Genomic DNA, 23,904 nt, shown 5'->3' with positions numbered 1-23,904 from the left:
TTAATTGGTTTAGGTGTTGGTGCCTTCTTCCAAATAAAAAGGATAGACCATATTATTTCGGGCATTGGTCGCCCTTACTCTGTATTGAAGATGAATCAGTAGTTCTCCTTCCAGTGCATTGCCTTCTGTGATATCAATTTTTTCAGGATCTATCCGTGGTTCGTGGTATAAAATCGCATTTTTGATCAGCTCTATGACATAGGTTTTAACTGTCCTGTTGATGGGATTAAATAACAGTTCATCGAGATTACATCCGTAGGTGGGCTGCATGATCCGCTCACCAAGTCGCGTGCTAAACAAAATTTCAAGACTTTTTTGAATATCATCAACACCAGAAGTGGTTTTAGCTTGACCAGACCCAGTTTCAAATTCCGGAGGAAAGCTCCATCCTGTCCCTAAAAAGTCATTGCTGTTTTCCATGGTTTATCCTATTAATACAGTTGCTTCTCCTATTACAATGCTGCCACCGTGCGCGGTGGAATCTCCTAATCTTGCTGCTGGCATCCCACCAATCATGACGGTGGAGGATCCCATTATTATGGTGTCAGGAGGACCTGTGCAGGTAGCCATATCCCCTACTCTTGCTGCTGGCATACCCCCAATCAAAACAGTTGGCTCTCCTGGTGGTAAGATGGGGCCACCCACATGGGGCACGGTTCCCGTTACCATTGGACAGACATGCATATCGTTTGCTCTAGCTGCTGGCATTCCCATTATAATAGATCAGTTAGGTTTAAGACTTTATTTTTTTATATCACTACTAGCTAATTAGGCTTTGTCAATTGATTTGCACCAATGAACCTTTTAGGACTGCGACAGCGCTGGTACTTAGCTCAGCTCCCGCTGAACCTTCTGCTTTAAATTGTGCACTGGCCTTAATATTTACATTAGTGCCTTCCATATTGATGTCTCCGGTGGTTTTGAGATTAAAATCTTTGGCAGATTCCATGCTGATTCCGTCACTATCAATTAAGGTCTTATTGCCATTTTGGTCTTCGACTGTAATGCTGCCATCGTCATCATTGAGCTCCAATTTGTTACCTGCGGGTGTTTCAATCTTGACGATGGTTTTATCATCATCAAAATGGATCTTAATGCCTGATCTGGTTTGTATGCCTTTTTCATGATTATCATTAGAAGCTGTTATTGGGTTTGGGTTAGCACTACTGTGCAACATGCCTAAAACAACAGCATCATTTGGGTCTTCATTGATAAAGCCTACTATCACCTCATCCTCAGGTTCTGGCCTGAAAGTAAAACCTCTGTTATTTCCAGCATCAGGGAAAGCTTGTCTGCACCAAATGCCTTCTTCTTCGCTGTTAATAATTGGGATTTTTACTTTTATTCGCTCTTCTCCTTCAGGGTCTTCTAAATCAGTAACCAAGCCCACGTGAAGTCCACTTATTCCGGCATTTAGTCCTGCTGCCGGTGGCATGGAAATACTGGACATTGTTTCTGCAAACCACTCAGGATCCATTCCGTATTGTGTGTCTATGGTCCAGTTTCCTTCTGTTATTTGATGGTTGACTGCTGTTACGTAGACTTTGCCGTTAAAGCGCTCCCCTACTCCTTCTAGCAATAGGTTGGTGCCTGGTTTTACATTTGGGATGCCTTGGAATTTCATCCTTCCTCTTGATTTTGCTAATTGTTGGAAGGTCCATTTGGCATTGGCCCATTCCTTTAGATCTCCTTCCTTTTTATTCCCACCATGGCGCATGACGACATCATCTTGATCCAGTAATGCTGCCAAATCACCTGAGCTGATATTTCCGTTGGTGCTCAAAGCGGGGTCTGCTCCTTCTATTTCCAATAATTTCTGATCAGCGATATTCCAAGCTTGGGAAATAACCTTAGGAACTTGTGTACGAGCATCCATTTCGGCGTCGAATTCAAGTAAAGTCGCCCCAAATGTGATGGTTTCCACCTCTGCAGCATTCAAGTCCGGCTTTTTTAGGCTTATTTTTCCATCATCTACCATGCAAAGCAGTCCATTTGCCTGAGTACGAAGCATCATAAAATCCCAATCTGTGATATCATATTGAACCATTTCCGGATGAACAATTGAGGTAGAAGCAATATCTGCCTCAAGGGCATGGGCTTTGATGAGTTCTTCCAAGATATCAGCATCACTCAGCTCGTAATAGTACTTGCTTTTCCTGCGCAACGTCATTTTTACGGCCTTGTCTTTTGCTTCAATCATCAAAAGTGATTGGTTATTTCTGATTTTAATATTTTGCTTTATAATAATACCTTTGAAGATGGTAGCCTCATCAGAGTGATATCCAGCAGTGATTTCGATTTCCTTTCCAGGAATGAAGTGATCGGAATTGCTCACCTTGAAATCCCTTTCTGCAGGATCACCATCTAGTACAGCAAGACGAGCAGTTGGAATCTTATTGATACTTTTGCTTACTTGTATACTTTTTACTTGATAGGTTCCAGGAATTTCTTCTCCTCCAATAAGGATTTTGTGGGTTACCCTGTCTACACTTTGGCTGGTCGCTATGGTTCCGCTATTGTTCATTTATTTTTGTTTTTGAAGCGGTGGAAAAAATAATTCTGTGCCGGTTTTTAACTTTCTGAAATTGGTCAGCTTATTGGCTTTGGCAACTTCTAGGTAATACTTGGAGTCGCCGTAAATCCTATAAGTCATCAAGGGAAGTGTATCTCCATCATTCACTGTCCTGTAATGGGTTAGATCAGGAGATTGGTTGTTTTCTTGGGCTGTACGAAGGTCTTCTTCTACAAACTCCCCGATTTTGGTGGTGGCCATCGCCCTAATGGGTGTGCCATCCGGCCTGAAGAGTTTGTATTCAATATCCATTTCTTTGAGATAGCCTTTGAACAAAAGGCTTCCCCATGTGATCATGAGGTAATTGGGCTTGTGTTTTTCGCCATTGTATTCATAAACCACTTTTTTGAAGTGTTCTATATCATCGATGACGCCATTTTCACTTGCCTCATAGCCAGCAATTACACCTGTTCGGTCAAACAGAAAATCAAGTTCTAATGTTTGAGGTAGGATTTTATTAAATCGGATCGGGGCTGCGCTGGTTCCTGCAGCCTGATCTTCATTCTGCTCTACCCTGTATTGGAACTTGTACTTTTCTGGATTGAGTAGTGTAGTGAACTCCCCATTATCTACTTCATCCGAAAATTTGGAGTCCTTATAGGCTACGATTTTTAATTTTTCCAATTTACCTTCACTCATGGCTTACCTTTCTTTTTGCTCTCTAATTACTTCCATTACCTGTTCGACGCATTTGGCAATAAGATCCTGCTGGTTGCCCCCTTGGGAGGACTTAGATCCGCCACCGTTTTCGTCTACGGTTATTTTGATGTGCAATTCTTTGATTTCTATTGGCATCAGATTATCGTTTTAAAGTAATTATAGGACAGCTCTATGGATTCAATGGCCATTTTACTTTCCTGGGCATTAAAATCTTCAACATTCCATTTTACTGGATAGGCATGTACCACATTCCAGGTCATTAGTGGTTCATGTTCCTCGTTGAGGAGTTTTACAGTCAAGTCAATGGGCTTAAATTGAAAATCCTCGATGGCATCCCTGCACCAAGCAATCAATTTGGAATCCATGAGCATACCACGTTTAAGGACCAGATTGGGATATTTGGTTTTGACAGGAAACTTATGCTTGAAGCGGTTTTCACCACCCTCAGCTATTTCTTCGGTGTCTATATCTACTGAAAGGCCAGAAACCGACTGAAATTCATGATCTCCCTGTCCGGTATCTAATCCGGTAAATTCCACCAAAAAATGGAAGCTGGATGGCGGATAATAAGTGGCCATAGCGTCTATTCATTTTGAATGGTGAGACCTTCATGGGCCAATTCCATTGATTCGATAGCCACTTCATTACCATCACCTTTGAGGTCAGTACTTTGTACTTTCAGTGGCCAAGCATTTTTAACTTTCCAGGATACAACGGGTTTGTGTTCTTCATTAAGTAAACTTATGGTGATATCCCTTCTGTCTACTTTATTGAGATTGATGGTATTATACCATTCGAAATACTCATTATCGCTTTTGAAGGTGCCCCTTTTTAAGGTAATATTGGAGAATTTTTGCATGCCAGGCATTTTGATTTTGCTGTATTCAGGGCTTGCACCGTGTCTGTATTCGATAATTTCTGTTTCCACATCTAGACCGGAAACTTCTGTAAAGCCAATTTTTGTTCCTCCCCATTCAACAGAGAAATGAAACTTTGATAATGGATAGCTCATGATATTGTTAATTAGTTATTTAAAAATTGCGTTATTGGAAATTAGCATTGGTCAAATAAGAAAATGATAAATTCTACTTCCTTCTTCGTACTTCCTACTTTGTACCTCGTACTTTGTACTTCTTACTTCCTATGATTCCTGCATTTTGTGGGAGAATTTCAGCACGATGAATTCTGCTGGTCTGACTACTGCCATACCAATTTCTACATTCATTTTTCCAGCTAAAATATCCTGTGAAGTCATAGTTTGACCAAGGCCTACTCTAACATAAAAAGCATGTTCTGGCTTTGCACCTGCGAGCGCTCCTGCCCTCCATTGTAGGGTGAGGAAGTTTTCGATCATCGCTCTTACCCTTACCCAGGTATTGCCATCATTAGGCTCAAATACAAACTGTTCTGTAGCCTTTTTGATGGATTCCTCTGCCATATTGAAAAATCTCCTTACAGGAACATATCGCCATTCGTTATCATTGCCCGCTAAGGTCCTTGCACCCCAAACCATGATGCCTTTTCCTGTAAAAGGCCTGATAATATTGATGGACTTGCCCGCAACAGTATCCACATTGAGATTTTCTTGTTCTTTATTATCGATAAGCTCGGTTACGCCAATTACATTGTTCAAGGAAACATTGGCAGGAGCCTTCCATACACCTCTATTGGAGTCAACCCGGGCATACACACCGGCCATGGTAGCACTTGGTGGAAGGGTCAGGTATTCATTGGCGATGCGTTGGTAAATGCTTTTCAAGGCTGGAATGGCATCTGTTGTTGATGTTTCCACTGTAGCAGTAAAACTCTCTGCAGAACTGGTGATAAGGTCCAAGGATGATTTTATGCTACTCCATAGTTTGTTCACAGCACCTACATGCGGTTGGATTTTTTCTGGATTGGTAGTACCTGTACCAAAATAAACATTGGTGGATGTACTGTTGGAATAATCTAAGCCAGTCGCTGAGGCTGCAAGCGTCAGCGCTGATGACAATGAACTTGAGTCAAGGGCAATTTTGGCTATTTCATTTTCTGTAGCATCCAGAGCAGTCCCTAATTTTGACACCAAAAAGTCAAATAGGAATTTGGTGTCTCCAGCAGGATTGCTTTTATCCTCTAAGCTTACAGCTGCCCCTCCTAGGTCGATAACATCTCTCACCAAATCCATGCTACCTGTGTAATAATTGATCAAGGCTTCTAGGTTAGCCTTGTTAGGCGTATTTCTAAGGGTATGGAATAAGGCTTCGAATTTTGCCTGATAAGAAGGATGTGCACCTTTCAATGTATCCAAAGCGTCATTAATCGTATTTTGATCATCGACAAGATTATCAAGTCTGTTGGCGAGGGCTTTGGCATCCGCATCTGCTATTAAATCTGCCAAATCCACTGTTGGACCGTTTTGCGTTATTTTGCCTTTTATATCTTTGTATTTGACTATTCTGGGGAGATTGGCTTTTAGCCAAGGGGAATATGCTGCACCATATTTCAGGTAATTCATACCAATTCCATTTCTGAAGTTTTCAACAGCATCATCATAATCCACGCCTAGTTCCTTCAAGTCAAAAATACAAAAGCGGTCTTGCAGGTCATTACATTGACCCAGCATGGCTGTATATAGTGAATTGATATTGTTTTGACTCATCAGTGGAGCATCAGGAGCAACGAGTAAAGTAGGTCGGTCTATTTTTTTTACCTTAGAAAGACCGGCCAAAAATCCGGGCGTTGAACCATCTGCAGTACCGTTTTGGATGGTATCACCGTATTTCCCGACCGAAATCACATAACAATCTCCACCACCATTGGCATAGAACATCCTTATACACTCAAACAAATAGTATTTTTCGGTAAGGTCAACCTCTGTTACTTGATTTTGTGCATTGATTTCCAATGTGGTAACTTCTACTTCAGGAGCACCACCAAAGTATTCTGTAAACTCCAGTACTGAGGAGATTTTTACTGGCTCATTAGGTGGCAGTTCTTTGTCTCCATCCTTTGCCTGTGCAGTATAGCCTATAAAAGCGGGAATTGCAGTTTCAACTTGTGCTACAGAAGGTGGAAATTTCGTGATTTCCTCAATGTAGACACCTGGTGTTTTTAATGTTGTTGCCATGGATAAAAAGGTTTAAATGAATATTTCTGAATAAAGTTTATTTCCTATTGATTTAATATGTAATGGATTGGGATTCGGAAATTTATAATCCGCCAAGTCTGGAACATTACTCTTGAAGTCTGTTGGACTTTCTAAATGTACAAAGCCATAGTGTGTCAAAGGCTGGACTTTTTTAGTCTCTGTCTCAAATGCTCCCTTATGATGGATATATTTCCAAATGGTTTTTTGATTGTCAAAATGAATTTTAAAATGCGGTAATTGATTTTTTAACTTGCCATTTTGTTGTAGAACACTGTTTCCTACATTATCGGCCTGAATAAATAACCTAAGGATGCCAGTCGGCGCATTGTCCTCTAATTGTGTTTGCTCCAATAATTCCTTTTTGTTTTCTCCAGAGAATAAAAAGTTGGAATTGATTACTTTGTTTTCCTGTGCTTTGTGGAGAGGTTCAAAATCAAAAGGAGCTGATAGGTTGGGTTCCTTATTGGTAAAATATAGTATTTCCTCACCTGTAAAAGGCAAATGGGTGTAGTTCCAAAAAAACGGATCTCGAACTTTGAATTTAAAAATCAATTCCTCATCACCAAGAAATTCAATAAAGGGAATTTGCTCATCCGTTGGATCGACCTTCAAGGCTAATAATAAATGATCTGCATATGATTTTACGGTAATATGATGTCCTTGAAGTAATTCCAAAGTGGCATTACTTGGCGAAATATCGAAAAATGAATTCCAATGATAGGTCTTTAATTGTTCTTGTTTTTTATCATCCACCATACCGACAAATTCATCCTTTCCATCATTTAAAAAGTAATTATGATAGAGGCTTATTTTTAAAAGCGGCTTAAAAACAGTTGACACTTTCATACCTTATTGTTGTTTATAATTTCTGTGAATCTCTGTGATGACAGACTCAGCTGAATTGATCATATCCCTATCAATTTCTATCAGGTTCATCCGGTAAAAGACGGATGGATATTGTCTTCCTCCCAGTGTTCCCCAGATATAGTTCAATTCTTCAAAAGTTGGGGTAAATAATTCCATGGTAAACCTGAAATGTTTTACGCCACTCATTTCGTCCAAGTCCCTATCAAAGCTGGTATTGGATTGTGTGAAAACTTTTTTGGATTGGAAAAACTCCAGGATTTTGGATAAGTCGTTGAGGGATTTATTGTACTGTGCCCTGTTGGCGCAAAAGATCAAAAACAGATTAATATGGACCTTTGGATTTTTAAAGCTTATAGTATCCCCGTTGTTCACACTGTTGGGAAAGTTTTTAAGGGTAACTTCCTCTCTTAGATTAATTAGGGATAATATGATCTTATTTTTTAATGCCTCAGCACTGTCTGACTGGGAGTCAATCATGGCTACATTGTCCAAAATGAGCTCCGAATCATCCATTTCTAATTGCTGAAAATAATTGTTTACTTCTCCTGTGAGAATTTTTAAAATTTCAAAAATCATATCTAAAAGATTCAACAATAAAAAACAGCGGAACAATGCTGCCATTGCTCAAAATTGCGCCATCAAAACTTAGTAATTTGCTAAACTGGTAAAGGGAATAATTAAAAATACAACCCCTTATATTCAGTTACCATCGTGAGTTCGTTGCCCTAAACTTGGTGAAATAATTAGGTGTGTTATTGGTGTCACGATTTATATAAAGGTAAGTAATTAATTTTTAATGTCAAATAATATATTGAATTAGTGTATTAATTAAAAATTAAATTTTGCTACTAAGAGTTTAATAAGTAAAACATTCTAACTGGTAATATTTGTTTACTAATTTGAAAGGATCAAATTCTCATCGACTATTCTGTATCAATATTTTTCGACATCTGTAAATATTATTGTAATAAGATATTTTGTTTCCCATAAAATGATCTGTTGACGCTCTTATTTGGAAGGGATATTGTTTGTGCTTTTGAATAATTTAAACTAAAAGGTATCAGCTTAGAGATTGTTGGCAATCCATTTTAGAGTTTTCAACAATTAATAGTGCTTGTCTGTGGTTTAATGATTCAAAAAATGTGATCAATGCAGAATTCATTTTGGGGAAATGAGTAATTGTTATTTCATGTTTGAGTCGAAAGGAGCTATGAGAACACGGGGTTATTATTACCGTTTAATAACTAAAAATACCAGTCATCCAATAAGTTAGAAAACAAAATAGCCCAAAATATTTTTGGGCTTACTAAGGTTTAGGTGTAAAATAATTTTCTAAATATAGCTAATCTATCATTATGGACACTGGCTAATTGGGGACAAGATTAATCCTGTTGACTGTTCTTGACATTTGATCTGGTCCTGAATTTTCCTGTTGTATTATTGGAATTCCCAATGGGCTGCTTATCCTTATGGGAATTATCCTTGTCCTTGTGAGGATTTTTTGAGTGTTGATTTTTTGCATGATGCTTTGACCCAGTCCCATTTTGCCGCTTTTTAAATTTGCTTTTAGGATTGTTACCCTGCTTTTTATTCTTAATATTTCCTTTTGACCTACCTTCTTTATATTCTGGTCCTCCTTCAAAGCCATCAGGTAGATCCAACCTTGGAATTTCTATACCAATCAGATTTTGGATCTTATGGAACTTAAACAAATCCTTTTCATTGACAAAAGTGATCGCTTCACCCTTTTTATCGGCTCTAGCGGTTCTGCCTACCCTGTGTACATAGTCTTCTGGATCACTAGGGGTATCAAAATTAATGACCAATTCAATACCTTCCACATCGATTCCCCTCGAAATGATATCGGTACCGACCAAAATTTTCAGGGTCTTATTTTTGAACCTGGACATAATTTTTTCCCTTTCCACTTGTTCCAAATCAGAGTGAAAAGATTCTACGTCGAATTTCTTGCGCAAGACCTTGTAGATGCTTTTGACTTTTTCTTTTGTAGAGGCAAAAATCACTACAGCTTCATAAGTCTTTTGGGTGAGGATATGTTCAAGTAGTTTTTCCTTTTGACTGTCATAGCACATATATGCTAATTGGCTGACACCCTCGGCGGTTTTACTGATGGCAATATTGATTTCCTTGGCTTCATTCAGGATTTTTTTACTGAATTGCCTGATTTTTGGTGGCATGGTAGCGGAAAAAAGCACCGTTTGCCTTTCTTTTGGAAGGTAATTGATGATTTTAAGTAAGTCATCTGAAAATCCCATGTCCAGCATTCTGTCAGCCTCATCCAGTACCAAATGTTTTAGTGATGATAAATCTACTTTCCCCCCTGCGAGCAGGGCAATTAGCCTTCCCGGTGTAGCCACTATGATTTCTGTTCCATGTTCCAAGGCTTTTTTCTGCTGTTCCCAGGCCAATCCATCTCCACCTCCATAAATAGGAATGGAACTGATGCCTACAAAATAGGCCAAGCCTTGAATTTGCTGATCTATTTGGATGGCCAGTTCTCTAGTAGGCGCCAAAATCAAGGTATCCAGTTTTCCTGCCCCACTTTCAGCTATTTTATTAAGTACAGGTAGAATAAACGCTGCTGTTTTTCCCGTTCCAGTTTGTGCACAAGCTATCAAATCACTGCCAGACAGGATTTCAGGTATAGCTTGTTGCTGTATTGGTGTAGGCTTATTGAAGCCCATGGCATCCAAGCCTTCTTGTAAAGCTTCGTTGAAATTAAAGCCATTAAAGTTGTCTACTTTCATAAATTCTATTTTTATAAGGCCCCCAGTTATGGTCTATTTTTAATGTCATAATAGTAGGGTGAATCTCAATGATAAAAATTCCTATGGAGGGCCCATTCAATATTATCAGGTCAATTTGGCCTGATAGGTATTTTGGAGAGAATAAATTCCCTTCTCAAATGTCTTTTAATCAAACAAATATAATTATTGCTTTGTTCTAATTTGCCATTTGGAAACTTTAAAAACAAATTTGAAATTAAATATCTCTAATATTGCCATTAAAACCTAGGGTATATTGCTTATATACAATTTATTACTTAATGATATTCAGATTGGGTCAATTGGTAAATATACTTTCTAATATCTTATAGGTGATCAGGTAGGTGGGCTTCACTCCTTCCATCCCAAGGCTTCCAGAAGCCAGGGTACTTCCTGTTTTCAGAGGATTATCAGAAGCATAATAGGCATATAAAACCTTTACGTTTTTTCTAATACTTCTTCTGATTTTACTGGCTGATTGTAGGGCTTTTTGATAATGGGCTCCTTCCATCTCCAGACCAATGGCCTTCCAGGAAGAGTCCATAAAATAACTTAGGACATCTTTATTTTGTAAGGAAGTGCCCAATACCGTAATCATAGGTCCTTCAAAGACTTCAAGACCATACCCCTCAAAATCACTTCCCTTTAGCCTGTTTTTAAAAGGATAATTATCAGCTGTTCCCTCAAAAACATGGGAAGTTGGAATCATAAGATCGCCTTTATTGCCCTGTAAAATCCCAGCCTTTCCCATTATGGAAGCAGAAACCACATCAAGTGGGATCATTTGTTTTTTGGATTCAAAGGGTTTTAAGAGCTCATCAAAGCATTCATAGGCTTGCTCACCAAAGGCATAATCCATTACGACAATTACCGGCTTCTTTTTGATTTCTTCAGGAATGCTAATTCCAGGAATAATGGTATTCTTTTCCATTTTTGCAGTATCAAAAATCTGGGCACCTATATTGGTACCTGAAACATCAGGAATTTCAATAAAACCATTTTTGAGGGCATATTCCCGGATTTGCTTTTGTTTTTTGCTTTTATGGTCTAAGCTTATCTCACTTACAATTTTTTCGATTTCCTCAAAAGAATTTAAACCTAATAATTGATGCCCATAGATGGTATTGAGTACACTGTGTAAGTTGGCACTGATAATATGGATCGGCCGGTGCAATAGGTTATTATCTTCCAATATTCCTTTGATATGCTGTGCCCACTGCTCTCCATAAACATGGTGACCAATCCTCTCTCTTAGGGTGGCAGAAAAGGAAATTTCCCGGTCTTTTTGTTCCATCGCTTCTTCTATGGACAATTTCCCCAAATGATAGACGATACTAAACAGGCTGTTGGAATTGGAAGATATATTGAATTTTTCGATCGCCCTATGGGTCTCATCATAGGTTCTTCCAGTAATATGGCTGAGGTAGGAACAGGCCGCTTCATGGTTATAGGGCTCTCCTAGTTTGTCTTTTTCAACGATTTCGCCTAGCATCTTCCAGTTGAGGTTGATTCTTCCCTTACTGTCAGTGCTATTATTCCTGATCTTTTCAGCCTCTATATACAAGAAAGTAAGGTGTGTCAGGATATCATATATATCACTTTTGCCCCGGGTCATCTCTACAAACATTTGGTTGCGGTCTACTCTATAGCAGTTCCTCCTACGCTTACTTGGGATCAGCTTTTCAAAATCTGCGTTTTCATAGCCTTCCCTGCTTATTAGTCTGATATACCTACATTCTTCTATACCCCTAGGTAATCTTTCCATGACATATAGCAGCCCATCCAACTCGATCTTTTCATTTTCTGTGACTAAACCATAAATCTCCGGCTGTAGCACATGTAAGGCAGAAATCAGGGACTCCCCAGAAACCCCCAAAGGTTTGTACACACCGCGCATAAATAAATGGCGCATGGTGATATAAAGTCTTTCTATTGCTGCGCGTGATTCTTGTGCTCTGGTTCTCATGATAAAGTGGAGATTAAATTTTTGAAAATTAACTGCCTAGCGCTCAAAAGTGATATAAATAACTTCAATATATGCTACAGAAATGATCCTTTTACATAAAAATACTTTTTTTCTTAAAACTATATAGCAAAGAACTGCTTTGAAATGCTTATATTTTAAGTAAATCGTTAATTATTAATTGCTGATTACTAATGATTTAAGTGTAGTTTTTTTACATAAAATGGGCGGTATGAAGAAAAAATTAAATTACTATTTAGGTCACCTTAATAAAGATTTCCCTGCAGGCTTGGTGGTATTTTTAGTGGCCTTGCCCCTTTGTCTTGGTATCGCACTGGCCTCTGGAGCTCCACTCTTTTCGGGTTTGGTTACAGGGATTGTAGCAGGTTTGGTCGTGTCCATGCTCAGTGGATCCCAGACTGCTGTCAGTGGTCCAGCAGCAGGACTTACGGTAATTGTTCTTAATGGTATTGAAACCTTAAACAGTTATGAAGCCTTTTTGGTAGCAGTGGTTTTGGCAGGCCTAATCCAATTGATTTTGGGTTTGATCAAAGCAGGTGTCATTGGATTATATTTCCCTAGTGCGGTTATTAAAGGTATGCTGGCTGCGATAGGCCTGATACTTATCTTAAAGCAAATCCCTCATTTTTTGGGTGTGGATTCGGATTTTTTTGGCAATGAAGGTTTTAAACAGCCTGACGGAAAAAATACCTTTACTGAGTTATTTTATTCCATATTCCATATTGGTCTTGGTCCTATGATTATTGGAGTGGTTTCTTTGACTATCATGATTCTTTGGGAAAAACCCTTTATCAAAAAAATCAAGGCTTTGACTTTTCTTCCTGGAGCTTTGCTGGCTGTATTGGCTGGAATATTGATCAATATTATTTTTAAAACGACCATACCCTCATTAGAGGTGGTACAAAGTCATTTGGTGAATATCCCCATGATCAATTCCTTTTCAGGTTTGGCGGATCAACTCACCTTTCCTGATTTTTCCATTTTGGGAAATATAGATTTGTATATCGTAGCGTTTACTATTGGAATTGTGGCCAGTCTGGAGACCTTACTCTGCATAGAGGCTTCCGATAAACTGGATAGGCATAAGAGAAGGACACCCAATAATAGGGAATTAAGGGCGCAAGGGATAGGTAATATTATTGCCGGTTTAATCGGAGGACTTCCCATGACTGCAGTTATTGTGCGGAGTTCTGCTAATATAGAGTCTGGTGGTGAAACAAAAGTGTCCGCCTTTATCCATGGTCTCTTGCTTTGTCTTTGTGTGGCTTTGATTCCCGATATACTCAATATGATCCCCCTATCGGCATTGGCAGCGGTGCTATTAATGGTAGGATATAAACTCACCCGATTGGATCTTTATAAAAAGATGTATAAAATGGGCATCGATCAGTTTATTCCCTTTGTGGTCACTGTTATGGCCATATTGCTGACAGATTTATTGATTGGGATCGGAATAGGTATGTCCGTAGCGATTTATTTTATCCTCAAAGCCAATATCAAAACACCGTATTTTATGGAGGTGGAGAGGAATGCCAATCAACATTCCTTCAAGCTGTCATTGAGTGAACATATGTCTTTTTTGAATAAGGCAAGCATGACCAAAACTTTGGAAAAGATCCCTGAAAATGCCATCCTTGAAATAGATGGTGGTAAATCGGTATATATCGATATGGATGTATTGGAAACGATCTATAATTTTCAGGAAACAGCCAAGGACAAAAACATACAATTGGTATTGAAAAACCTGCCTAAAGTAGAGGTTTGATCTTAAAGATCTACTTGGCCAGGTTATCAAATGCCCTGGTTACCTTTTCCAGTTTTGGGCGGATAACAAATTGGCAATAGGGTTGGTTTTCATGTGTATTAAAATAATTTACATGCATGTTTTCTGCTGGATAAAAATTCTGGAATGGGCTTATTTCAGTCACTATGGGTGAATCATAAACTCCTGCTTTTTCCACCAGTTGCTTGAAGTCCTCTGCAATGATCCTTTGTTCTTCATTGTGGTAGAAGATGGCTGAGCGATATTGGGGTCCAATATCCGCGCCTTGTCTATTTAATTTGGTAGGGTCATGGGTTGCCCAAAAGACCTCAAGAATATCCTGAAAGGCAATTTCCTCTGGATTATAGAAAAGTTGGATCACTTCAGCATGACCGGTAGTTCCTGTAGTCACTTCATGGTAGCTGGGTGCTTCTATATGTCCGCCACTATATCCTGGCATGATTCCATTGACACCCTTGATTTTTTGGAATACCGCTTCCGTGCACCAAAAACAACCTGCTCCTAAAGTAATTACTTCATGATCTTTAGGAACATTTTCTACAGTGGTTTTGGGTAGTGATAGCATAATGGTTTATTCTCCTTATAATTAAACTTTGGACTTTTTTGATACTTTCATCACAGTAAGTTTGGTCGACTCACCTACTTGACTTGCAGTTAAATTGATTTTGCCCATTTCCTCCAAATGGTGCGCGGCGGTTTCGATTTCACTGGTAAAATGCTGCCAGTCCTCTGGGAAAATCCATTTGATCACCTCATATAGTTCAAAAGGTTTTTTGCCTCTTTGTCTTATCATTTCTAAAATAGCTATTTCCAAAATATTATCCATGATTGCCCTGGATTAAAATAGGCGCATTTGCCCATGAGGTGAAAATTTGCTGAGATCAAAAGCAGGCATTGACCTGCCTTTCATAAATTTATCTTTGGATGTGGTGAAAATCCTATCGATCATATGGGCAATGGCTCCGGAACCTTTGATCCTTCTGCCCCATTCGGTATCATTCAATTTCCCTCCATGAAGTTCTTCAATTTGATGCATTATCTTCTCTGATCGATCAGGAAAGTTTTCCTCTAGCCAATTGGTGAATACTTTTTTAACATTGCCATTCAGTCTAACCACAGTATATCCCGCATTTAAGGCACCAGCTTTGGCTGTCTTTTGGATGATTTTGGCGATATCTGCTGTGTTCAATGCAGGGATGATGGGTGCGACCATCACGCCACATGGAATCCCTTTGCTGGAAAATGCTGCCATGGTATTTATTTTCTTTTCCGCAGTGGCCGTCCTCGGTTCCAACAAAGCCTTCAATTGGTTATCAAGGTGGTTAATGGAGAAATAAACATGTACCAAATTGAGTTTTGCCAATTGCAATATTATATCTTCATCCCGTTTGATCAGGGTGTTTTTTGTAACGATACTAACAGGATGTCTTAGTTCCAAACAGAGTTCCAATATTTTCCTGGTCAAAGCATATTGCTTTTCCGCAGGTTGATAACAGTCTGTATTTCCAGATAGCATTATAGGAGAAACCACGTGGTTTTTCGCCTTCAATTGTTTTCTTAACACTTCAACAATATTGCTTTTAACCATAATATTGGTTTCAAAACCAAGACCTGCATCAAATCCCCAGTATTGATGTGAATTTCGGGCATAGCAATATATGCAACCGTGCTCACAACCTTGATACGGATTGACGGAATAGTCTAAAGGAAGATCAGGACTATCATTTTTACTCAGGGCACCTTTGGTCTGTTCTTTATAGAATTTGGTTGTTGGTTTATCCTGGTACTGCTCCTCATCCACCCCTTCAATATGCGCTATGGTTACCTTTCGCTTTAAATAGGGATTGTCCGGTTCAATATGCGCTCCCCGTCCTTTGAATACTTCTTTACTCATCTATTTCAAGTTAAGGCAATAATTTTTAGCGCAAAACAGATTGACATAAAATGTCTCGAAAAGCAATGGCATTGCAAAGAAATGATCCTGAATGGGTGATGATTATTTACAAATAAGGATAAAAGCTGGCGGGAAATTTTTTAAGGTAAAGGCCGTTTTTATGTTTTTGAAATAGTTGGCAAACTGAAATTTCAATAAATAAGAATAGCATATTTGTATAAAAAAACCATTTTCGCCTAATGAGGACCTGGTTTTGGAATAAATTTTATTCCTGGATTCTTTTGGAATCAGACTAAAAGGTAGTGATGAAAGAATAAGATCTGCATCTTTTCCTTCCAGGTATTTGTCCATATTTTCAGCAGAATCATTGATAATCTGTACGTTTTTTTGAGGGAATTCCCTTTTTAGGTTCCTGCAAAAAGGCTCACTTATTTCAAATACGAGCAAGGTTGCATCCTTGTCCATTCTACTGATGATACCTCTGGTAATGCTTCCATCTCCACCTCCCAATTCGATAATGGTTTTTGCTCCTTTAAAATTAGCAAATGATAGCATTTTATTAACAAGAGACTTTGAACTAAATGTTACTGCGCCTGTAGTTTTTATATTAGCAAAGAGTTCTTTTATTAAGAAACTTTTATTCATTTTTATAGTGAAATTTGAATTACAATATAGTTAATTTGTTGCGAAAATAAGTATTTCGAATTTGGATAAATGTCCATCATTAAATAATAATAATGAGTCAAAAAACGGCTATCAAATCCAATTTGGTAAGCAATATTACAAGCAATTTGATGAAATTCTGGCAAATCAGTATTATTTTCTTGTTGCTTTTAATTATTGTTGGCATTGTCGAGGTATTATGGATTGGTAATATTCATGGGCTTTCGGCTGAGCCTCAGTGGGAAGTGTTCTTTATTAATTTATTGGAAACCATTAAGTGGGGATTGTATGCCGTTGGGGTGTTTTTTTTGGTTCAAGGTGTTTTTGGACTAGTTTTTCCTAAAATCTCCTACACCCTTTATAGAACACTGCTTAGTTTATTGATTATTGGCCAAATAGGTCTGATTTTCTATTTCTCTCAGGCCCTGGTTCCCTTGGGTGCTGACTTATTTACTTATTCCTTTAATGATTTGCTGGAGACTGTGCAGGCCGCAGGGGCATTAAACGCATTTAGTTTGATAGCCTTTCCTGCTGCTATCGTATTTGTCTATTGGTTGTTGGGATTGGGTAAGTTTATCAATTTCAAATTGAAGGCATTGCTTTCAATCTCCCTTGCTTCTTATGTTCTTTTGGCCATTTTACTGTTTGTGCCCATTTCAAAACCTCAGGGCTTTTCAAGCTTGGAAGCTAATCTTTCTGAAAATAAATCCCTTTTCTTTTATGAGGAGGCTTATGAGTATTTCAGTACTTCCAGAAATATTTATTTTGATTTTTATTTGGCACCGGAGATGGATGAAAATGCCTTGGTGCAAAAGGAATTTATTGATCCTACCTATCCATTTTTACACTTGAATAACTATCCGGATTATTTGGGACCCTTTTTCGATTCATTTGACAAAAAGCCTGATCTGGTATTTATCATTGTAGAGGGCTTGGGAAAGGCGTATTCAGGGAAAAATGCTTATTTGGGTAGTTGGACACCATTTTTGGATTCACTGGCCAATAAGAGCCTTTATTGGGAAAATATGCTTTCTACCACTGGTCGTACCTTTGGTGTACTTCCAGGATTGTTTGGCTCATTACCTTTTGGTGAAAATGGTTTCATGGAAGTAGACCCTTATCCTAGACACAATACCCTTATTTCATTATTAAATGAAAACGGTTATGAAGTCAATTTTTTCTCTGGTTTTGATTCAAAATTTGAAAATGCCAGAGAATTCCTCCAATATCAAGGAGTGGATCTTTTGATAGATGAGGATGACTTTGATAGTGACTTCCAAAAATCCCCTGCATCTGCTGCTGGATTTTCATGGGGCTATGCGGACAAGGAAGCTTTTCAAAATGGAATTAGGAAGCTTCCCAATTCGGATTCTCCGCAATTAAATATTTTTCAGACAGCTTCGATGCACTCTCCCTTTTTAGTACCGGACCAAGAATTATATCTAGACAAGGTTAAGGAGAATATGGAGAGCTTGAATGTGGACGCTGGATATGACCTAAGTAAATACGAAAATGAATTGGCGAGTGTCCTGTATGGTGATGATGCCCTGAAAGAGTTTTTCAAGGAGTATTTGAAATTGGAAAAAGCAGAAAACACCATTTTCTTTATCACGGGTGACCACAGGCTACCAGAGATTCCTATGTCCACTAAAATAGACAGATTCCATGTTCCATTTTTGATTTATTCCCCAAAGTTGAAAAGGGCCAAATCTATGGCTGCGGTAAATACTCATCTCGAGGTAAGCCCAAGTATCTTGGCGTTTTTAGAGACCAATTTTGAGATACAATTGCCCGATTCTGTGGCTTGGAGAGGCAGTGTTTTGGATACTGCAGCGGCTTTTCAATCTAAAATTAGCCATGCCCTTAAGAGAAACAAATATCAGTTTGGTGATTATATTGATGGGACTTATTTTATGTCCGATAATGAGGTTTATGAAGTCATGGAGTCCCTTTATTTAGAACCAATTAATGAAATTGAAACCTTGGATAAACTGAAAGCCATGTTTGATGATTACAATGGGAAAGACAGTTATGCCATGAAAAATAACGCCATTTTGCCTGAAGAAAATTAGGCGGAGATTTATAAATGAATTGGCCTTCCACCATGGAAAAACTGGTAAATCAATAAAAAATAATGACGGAATTATTTTTGGTAGTCCTCCAATATATTCTGAATTAATGGATAGAAATAATTCCAATAAAAGGAATTTCGGTTAGAGTAATCTGTTTTATCATTAACCAGCTTTTGTAGCCTAGCAATGCCCAGAAAAGGCGTTGAGCTCATGGATATGGGATTGTCTGAGAAGTCTCCTGTAAAGTAAAATATATTTCCTTTCCCATTTTTTTTGATCATGCTTGCCGGAAAATATCTAGGCAGCCCCATGGATTGAAGTTTTTCCAGACCACTCTCTGTTGGTGTAAGGTCAAAATAGGAGATTACCTCATAATTTTTGTCAATTCTAATAATTTCAAACCAGTAAGGATAATTCGTTTCTTGGGGCAAATCATACTTTTGTTGGCTTTTTAAAGTAGAAACGATCAAAGGAACCTGTTGGACCATATCCTTTTTGTGTTCCAGGATTTCAATTCTACCTGTTTCATTCACGAAAACCTGGGCAGCACCCTTAAACAACCATTCTCCTTGATGTTGCTGTTTGTAATTTTCGATCAGCCAGTTGGGTATTTCGTTATTGATCAGGGTATCCAACTCATCAAAATAGCGGCTTATCCATCCTGACCATTTGATCTTCATGATTTCTTCAAACTCTAATCTAAGTTCAGGGCTTGTGGGAGCGCCCATGGTATTAAACTCCGCTATGACCAGTTTTTCTTGGTCGATGGATTTTGAAAGGAAGTCAACGTCTTTTTGACTTAGTCCACCGTAAATCTTTTCTGAATAAGCGTTTTTATTGTTATTCCTGAAATCAGCTTCATAAACTCCATAAGTATCAGCAAAATAAAGAATATCCATTGCCTGTGTCAAAGAGTCCAAGGCTTGAGGCCTGTACTGTTGCAAACTTTTTATTTTGTGCTTGCCATTTTCTTGGGGGTAAAACCCAAGATAATCTTTATCAAATTGGTAAAATTGACCATCTTCCCTACGAATGTTCAGGTGCTTCATAGCCCAAAATAAAGATCTATGTTCTAGCCTCTCCTGATCAGATACAGTTTTATCCATGATCACTACATTGATATTCTTGGGTGTAGAGAATTTCCAGGCTAGATGACTCAAACCTGGAATAACAACAACTGGAATAAGAATGATCAGGACTATAATGAAGGTTAGTCCAATTTTTGATCTTGAGAACCTGTATGCAGCTTGGTTAGAGGTCATTAAAATCTGAATTCAGTTCCTATTGAAATATTTAGATTTGGTCGATAGTTGTCTGGGCTTAGTTCATCATAAGAATAGCCCACAAAGGCATAACCTAGCCATCTTGGACTCCAAAGTTGCTGGTAGCCTACCCTTGCCCTGTAGGAATTCAATAATTGAGACTGAAGATCCCTATCTTCCTCATCAGGGGATACCCCAGTACTTACTTGAGCTACAAAGTAATCCTCAGACCCTTTGAAGTAGTACCTGGCTTGGATATTTCCGCTTATGGAGCCTCCTTCTTCGGAAGGGACATGATTAGCCCTCAAGTTTAACCACCAATTACCGGTGTATTTGCCCACAGAGGCTGTAAGGATATGGGTAGTTTCACTAAAGCGAAGATGCCTGTACCCAATATCAAATTCATAGGCTTTTGGTAGACTCCAATATATGGAAGTTCCAAATCTATAATTGGGAAAAAATGAGGCATTCGAAGCACCCACATTGACGTAGGCATAGGAATTTTTTCCCAAACTTGGGTAAGCATCTATTTCATATTGGGTACCATTGCTGTCAAAGCGATGTGAGTGAGTTGCTCGTCCAATGACATTGCCCAGGAATCCTACTCTGGTTCTAGCGTATAAGGAATAGGTTTGCCAAGGCGTCAACTGCCCTTGGAATGAATCATGGTCTGCAGTTACACCTACAGCACTTTTTATCGTTAATCGCTTTATTCGTTGGATATAAGAAAGCAAGCCATCTATACTGGCATTGTTCTCATATAGTTCCTCAGCTATTTGAATGGCTTGTTTATAATCTTCGCGATAATAAGCATACTTTGACTTTCTGTATTGCAGGGCTGAAGAGCCTTTGCCAAATTGCGTTTCAGCTCTGTCCAGTACCTGCCCTGCAGAATCAAGTTGGTCTGCCCAGAATAAATTGTCAAGATACCCTATATATGCATCTTCATAATCCGGGCTGATTTCAATGGCTTTTTCAAAATAAATCGATGCGGAATCATTTTTTCCATCCCAACTGTACATTCTCCCCAATAAGATCCAAACATCAGAATAACCGGGATATTTTTCTACGATTTTATTGGCCAACTTTATAGCTTCTGCTCTATCTCCATTAATGGCCATGTCCCTAGCCTCAAAAAACTTTTTATCCGGATCAAAGTTTTCTTGGGCCATTGCAGGAATTGCAAATAGACTTAATATTAATAGGGTATATATAGTTTTATTTGCCATTATTCTCTGAACTTGATTTCAATTTGTTATTAAATCCCACACGAACCATTTCACCCCAGCCTCCAATGCCTTTGATAAATTGCCAGTGGCCTTTCATACACCAGCTCATTATTTTTGGATGTATGAAAAGAGGCTCCTTTAAAACCGTTGTGATCAGCTTTTTCAGGTCACCTTTTTCTTGATAATTGTCAAAGGCCAGCTCTTCGAATAGTATACTGAAAGACGAAAGCATTACAGCAAAGAAATAAATCAGCACAAAAAGACTTAGAAAGTAAAGCGCACTGAAATCTCCCATGACGATCAAGATGATGGTATAAATGGCACCAAGGAGTTCTATTATTGGTGCATTTTTTTCAAATAATGACCAAAAAGGAAAAGATATCATTCCTATGAATCCATATTTTGGATTCAGTTGCATGGTTCTGTGCAGCTGCAGTGTTTCTATTGTTCCGCGCATCCATCTATTCCTTTGTTTGGAAAGGACTTCTTCCGTTTCAGGAACTTCAGTCCAACAAAGCGGATCAGAAACAAAAGCCACTTTATAAGGAAGTTTTTGTTCTTCCATATAGCGTCTCATCCTTACCACTAATTCCATATCCTCTCCTACCGTCTTAGGGAAATATCCTCCGACTTTTAATACCAATTCCTTATCAAAGAATCCAAAAGCTCCTGAAATAAGTAAAAGTCCGTTCATTCTTGACCATGCCAAGCGTCCCAAAAGAAACGAGCGGAAATATTCAATTACTTGAAACCTTCCCAATAAGCTGTCAGGAACCCTGTATTTTACAACGGTCCCATCCTTGATATCACAGTTGTTGGCTATACCAATCCCTCCTCCTACTGCTATAACCTTCTTATTGGTTTCTTCCAAGAAAGGTCTCAACATTCTAACAATACTGTCGGGAGCCAAAATACAGTCCACATCTATACAGGCTATCAGTTCCTGTCCGCTAATATTTATTCCAGCATTTAAGGCATCAGCTTTGCCTCCATTTTCCTTATCCACAACAATCAGTTTGCTGAATGAAGGGTTGTTGGATTTGTAAACAGCTTTTACCTTAGCAGTGTCAATTACCTGTTCAAAGGCAAATTCTGTCTTTCTTAAGTCAAAATTCTTTATCAATAAGTCTATTGAATCATCCTTGCTACCATCATTGATAATGATTACCTCATATCTACTGTAATGTAAAGAAAGTAAGCTCCTAACATTTTGAACGATGGTTTTACCTTCATTATAGGCAGGTGCTAGAATGGAAACACTAGGACCTACAGGCGTTGTGATTACATCTTTGTAGTCCACAAACTTATTTTTCTTGATTTGTTCCCTTAGTTCTAGCCCAGAAAGCAGGGTGATGATCATATAGATGATGATCACAGCAAATCCATAAAACAGGAAAAACATGCCCATAACTTGGGTTACCAAATCGAAAAGTAAACTATACATAGCTCAGCAAACTGTCTTTTATGTGATTTTTGATTAGGTAAATATGCTCTTGGTTGAGGTTTTGGACTTCTATTTCAAATCTTTGCTCATCCAATGCATGCAAGCTTGTTAGAATGCATTTTTGCAGTTTGAAATCTTCTGTCTCCTTGACTTTTTTACAGAGGAATTCTATTGAGTCTTCATTTCCAATGTCTGCCAATAAATTAGCGGCCAAAGTAGAAAGAGGATGATCATTTCCCATCAGTACCTTATGAACCAATTCCAACTCCCCAAAAGCAGTTAATGCCTTGAAGGATTTTAAAATTTCCTCCTGCTCAGAATAGGTGACATTATCATACATTTTAGAAAGTTTTTCTATTAACTCAATCTTTCCAAGAAACCTGACCAGCCTTATTCCGAAGAGTCGAACTGTGTGGTTTTCTGAATCCAATAGAATGGCAACTCCTACTTTTTCTGTTTTTGGGATATTTTTCAAGACCCTGTAAATGGACATTTGTTGCCATTTTGAAAGTGGGTATTTCTGCTGTGCCAAGAATTTCAGGTCTTTATCTATAGAGAGATGCAAAACAGCCCTTACAGCATTGGTCCTTACAATGAAGTTTTTACTGTAGATCAGTTTTTCTATTTCCTCTACGGCATATTCTATATTCATTTCAAAAAGCTCAACTATACCAGAACTTTGCTCGTCCCAGTTTCTACTTTTTAACTTGTGCAGAGAAAACTTGTCTAGGTCAAGTATGGTATAAATGGCTCTCAGTTTATCTTTAAACTCACCTTTTAGGTTTTTATTGACATTAACAATTTCCTTGACCAGTGTGTCTTTAAAAAGTGTTTTACTAAAATTGGATTTACCAAATTCATTGGCTATTTGGTCGAAGGTCATTGACTCAATTTCCTGATAACTGTATTCAAACAGTAAACTGGAAATAGGTGATTGGCAAAGCAGTTTGTATTCCTGGATATGTTTTTTCTGCTTAGCATTTTTTGATCTGACGATGGTAAGAAAAAATAGTAGTGCCAGAAAAGTAATAAGAAACAGACCCAAAATCCCAAGTAGAATAATGAATTTAACATCATTAAAGATTTTGTACTTTAACTTATAAAAGGGCTTAAATGGTATCCTACTTGCAGCAATGATCAACTTTTCATTCGTTTGTGCTTTTTCTGTTTTAGGAATGTAAAGTTCATTTTTCTTAACTATCGATATATAGTCAACGACTTCTTTAAATTCCTTGGCATCATCAAAAATATAATACTCTATGTCCGTATTATTGATCCCGACATTAATTAAAGAATCTCTAGTAAAAGTAGCCTTTTCAAAATCGTAATAAACCTTGTTTAAGATTTGCTCAAGCTGATTGGCTTGTGGGTCAATGCTTTGGCTTGGTTGATCTTTTTTGATCTTGAGTTTAAAGTACATGGACTCTACCTTTTCCACCCCATTTAGAAATGAAATGGTAGCCACTGAGTCACTCACTTGAAAAGCAGTAACTGTACAGACTTTTAATGACAGCAATGCTGCAAAAAGAAAACTTAAGTAAAGTTTGATCACAATAAT

General features: G+C 38.2%; 22 protein-coding genes. 2 read left to right on the top strand and 20 right to left on the bottom strand.

Going from position 1 to position 23,904, the window contains the following annotated elements; translation table 11 throughout:
* Nucleotides 1–9 precede the first annotated feature (9 nt).
* The 12 genes from KZP23_RS17940 to KZP23_RS17885 all read right to left on the bottom strand — a co-directional run bounded on the left by KZP23_RS17940 (nucleotide 10) and on the right by KZP23_RS17885 (nucleotide 11,981).
* Nucleotides 10–420 carry a GPW/gp25 family protein gene (locus KZP23_RS17940; RefSeq protein ID WP_186757803.1) on the bottom strand — a complete coding sequence of 137 codons (411 nt, stop codon included), beginning with the start codon at nucleotides 418–420 and terminating at the stop codon, nucleotides 10–12.
* Between the two features lie 3 nt (nucleotides 421–423).
* Nucleotides 424–714, bottom strand: coding sequence for a PAAR domain-containing protein (locus tag KZP23_RS17935; protein ID WP_226333160.1), 291 nt, complete (start codon nucleotides 712–714; stop codon nucleotides 424–426).
* 64 nt (nucleotides 715–778) lie between these two features.
* Nucleotides 779–2,524 carry a type VI secretion system tip protein VgrG gene (vgrG, locus tag KZP23_RS17930; protein WP_226333159.1) on the bottom strand — a complete coding sequence of 582 codons (1,746 nt, stop codon included), beginning with the start codon at nucleotides 2,522–2,524 and terminating at the stop codon, nucleotides 779–781.
* Nucleotides 2,525–3,211 (bottom strand): CIS tube protein, encoded by a 687-nt coding sequence (locus tag KZP23_RS17925; RefSeq protein WP_226333158.1) that lies wholly within the window; start codon nucleotides 3,209–3,211, stop codon nucleotides 2,525–2,527.
* 3 nt (nucleotides 3,212–3,214) lie between these two features.
* A complete protein-coding gene (locus KZP23_RS17920) occupies nucleotides 3,215–3,367 on the bottom strand; it encodes a DUF5908 family protein (RefSeq protein ID WP_226333157.1) in 153 nt (50 codons plus the stop codon).
* Complete coding sequence (locus KZP23_RS17915; protein ID WP_226333156.1) at nucleotides 3,367–3,810, bottom strand: phage tail protein; 444 nt, start codon at nucleotides 3,808–3,810, stop codon at nucleotides 3,367–3,369. The genes KZP23_RS17920 and KZP23_RS17915 overlap by 1 nt, the downstream gene beginning before the upstream one ends.
* Before the next feature lie 5 nt (nucleotides 3,811–3,815).
* The gene (locus KZP23_RS17910) at nucleotides 3,816–4,244 is read right to left on the bottom strand and encodes a phage tail protein (RefSeq protein ID WP_226333155.1); all 429 of its coding nucleotides are present in this window, start codon (nucleotides 4,242–4,244) and stop codon (nucleotides 3,816–3,818) included.
* A 129-nt stretch (nucleotides 4,245–4,373) separates the two neighbouring features.
* Nucleotides 4,374–6,341 (bottom strand): phage tail sheath C-terminal domain-containing protein, encoded by a 1,968-nt coding sequence (locus KZP23_RS17905; protein WP_226333154.1) that lies wholly within the window; start codon nucleotides 6,339–6,341, stop codon nucleotides 4,374–4,376.
* 12 nt (nucleotides 6,342–6,353) lie between these two features.
* On the bottom strand, nucleotides 6,354–7,208 hold the full coding sequence (locus tag KZP23_RS17900) for a hypothetical protein (RefSeq protein ID WP_226333153.1): 855 nt from the start codon (nucleotides 7,206–7,208) through the stop codon (nucleotides 6,354–6,356).
* Between the two features lie 3 nt (nucleotides 7,209–7,211).
* A complete protein-coding gene (locus KZP23_RS17895) occupies nucleotides 7,212–7,805 on the bottom strand; it encodes a DUF4255 domain-containing protein (protein WP_226333152.1) in 594 nt (197 codons plus the stop codon).
* An 806-nt stretch (nucleotides 7,806–8,611) separates the two neighbouring features.
* Nucleotides 8,612–9,997, bottom strand: coding sequence for a DEAD/DEAH box helicase (locus KZP23_RS17890; RefSeq protein ID WP_226333151.1), 1,386 nt, complete (start codon nucleotides 9,995–9,997; stop codon nucleotides 8,612–8,614).
* 316 nt (nucleotides 9,998–10,313) lie between these two features.
* A complete protein-coding gene (locus KZP23_RS17885; RefSeq protein ID WP_226333150.1) occupies nucleotides 10,314–11,981 on the bottom strand; it encodes a DUF6909 family protein in 1,668 nt (555 codons plus the stop codon).
* Nucleotides 11,982–12,210: 229 nt separating this feature from the next.
* On the opposite strand from KZP23_RS17885, the gene KZP23_RS17880 reads away from it, so the two are divergent.
* Complete coding sequence (locus KZP23_RS17880) at nucleotides 12,211–13,764, top strand: SulP family inorganic anion transporter (protein WP_226333149.1); 1,554 nt, start codon at nucleotides 12,211–12,213, stop codon at nucleotides 13,762–13,764.
* 10 nt (nucleotides 13,765–13,774) lie between these two features.
* On the opposite strand, the gene msrA is transcribed toward KZP23_RS17880, so the two are convergent.
* The 4 genes from msrA to KZP23_RS17860 form a co-directional block, all read right to left on the bottom strand.
* Nucleotides 13,775–14,347 (bottom strand): peptide-methionine (S)-S-oxide reductase MsrA, encoded by a 573-nt coding sequence (gene msrA / locus KZP23_RS17875; RefSeq protein WP_226333148.1) that lies wholly within the window; start codon nucleotides 14,345–14,347, stop codon nucleotides 13,775–13,777.
* Between the two features lie 21 nt (nucleotides 14,348–14,368).
* A complete protein-coding gene (locus tag KZP23_RS17870) occupies nucleotides 14,369–14,608 on the bottom strand; it encodes a hypothetical protein (protein ID WP_226333147.1) in 240 nt (79 codons plus the stop codon).
* Nucleotides 14,609–14,620: 12 nt separating this feature from the next.
* Complete coding sequence (locus KZP23_RS17865) at nucleotides 14,621–15,676, bottom strand: PA0069 family radical SAM protein (RefSeq protein ID WP_226333146.1); 1,056 nt, start codon at nucleotides 15,674–15,676, stop codon at nucleotides 14,621–14,623.
* A gap of 102 nt (nucleotides 15,677–15,778) precedes the next feature.
* The gene (locus KZP23_RS17860) at nucleotides 15,779–16,321 is read right to left on the bottom strand and encodes a class I SAM-dependent methyltransferase (protein WP_226333145.1); all 543 of its coding nucleotides are present in this window, start codon (nucleotides 16,319–16,321) and stop codon (nucleotides 15,779–15,781) included.
* Nucleotides 16,322–16,413: 92 nt separating this feature from the next.
* Here KZP23_RS17860 and KZP23_RS17855 point away from each other — a divergent pair, with 92 nt between their 5' ends.
* Nucleotides 16,414–18,411: an LTA synthase family protein gene (locus KZP23_RS17855; RefSeq protein WP_226333144.1), complete on the top strand. Its 1,998-nt coding sequence runs from the start codon at nucleotides 16,414–16,416 to the stop codon at nucleotides 18,409–18,411.
* 71 nt (nucleotides 18,412–18,482) lie between these two features.
* Here KZP23_RS17855 and KZP23_RS17850 read toward each other — a convergent pair whose 3' ends face one another.
* From KZP23_RS17850 to KZP23_RS17835, 4 genes are read right to left on the bottom strand one after another with little or no spacing between them, the layout of a single operon-like run.
* Nucleotides 18,483–19,673, bottom strand: a complete 1,191-nt coding sequence (locus tag KZP23_RS17850; RefSeq protein WP_226333143.1) for a hypothetical protein — start codon at nucleotides 19,671–19,673, stop codon at nucleotides 18,483–18,485.
* The gene (locus KZP23_RS17845) at nucleotides 19,673–20,902 is read right to left on the bottom strand and encodes a YaiO family outer membrane beta-barrel protein (protein WP_226333142.1); all 1,230 of its coding nucleotides are present in this window, start codon (nucleotides 20,900–20,902) and stop codon (nucleotides 19,673–19,675) included. The genes KZP23_RS17850 and KZP23_RS17845 overlap by 1 nt, the downstream gene beginning before the upstream one ends.
* Complete coding sequence (locus tag KZP23_RS17840; RefSeq protein ID WP_226333141.1) at nucleotides 20,892–22,346, bottom strand: glycosyltransferase family 2 protein; 1,455 nt, start codon at nucleotides 22,344–22,346, stop codon at nucleotides 20,892–20,894. The genes KZP23_RS17845 and KZP23_RS17840 overlap by 11 nt, the downstream gene beginning before the upstream one ends.
* Nucleotides 22,339–23,898 (bottom strand): hypothetical protein, encoded by a 1,560-nt coding sequence (locus KZP23_RS17835; protein ID WP_226333140.1) that lies wholly within the window; start codon nucleotides 23,896–23,898, stop codon nucleotides 22,339–22,341. Before KZP23_RS17835 ends, KZP23_RS17840 begins: the two co-directional genes overlap by 8 nt.
* Nucleotides 23,899–23,904: the final 6 nt, after the last annotated feature.

The sequence above is a fragment of the Echinicola marina genome, assembly GCF_020463795.1.
Taxonomy (GTDB): domain Bacteria; phylum Bacteroidota; class Bacteroidia; order Cytophagales; family Cyclobacteriaceae; genus Echinicola; species Echinicola marina.
The sequence above is the reverse complement of the archived record's forward strand: the minus strand, read 5'-3'. Positions and strand labels throughout refer to the sequence as shown.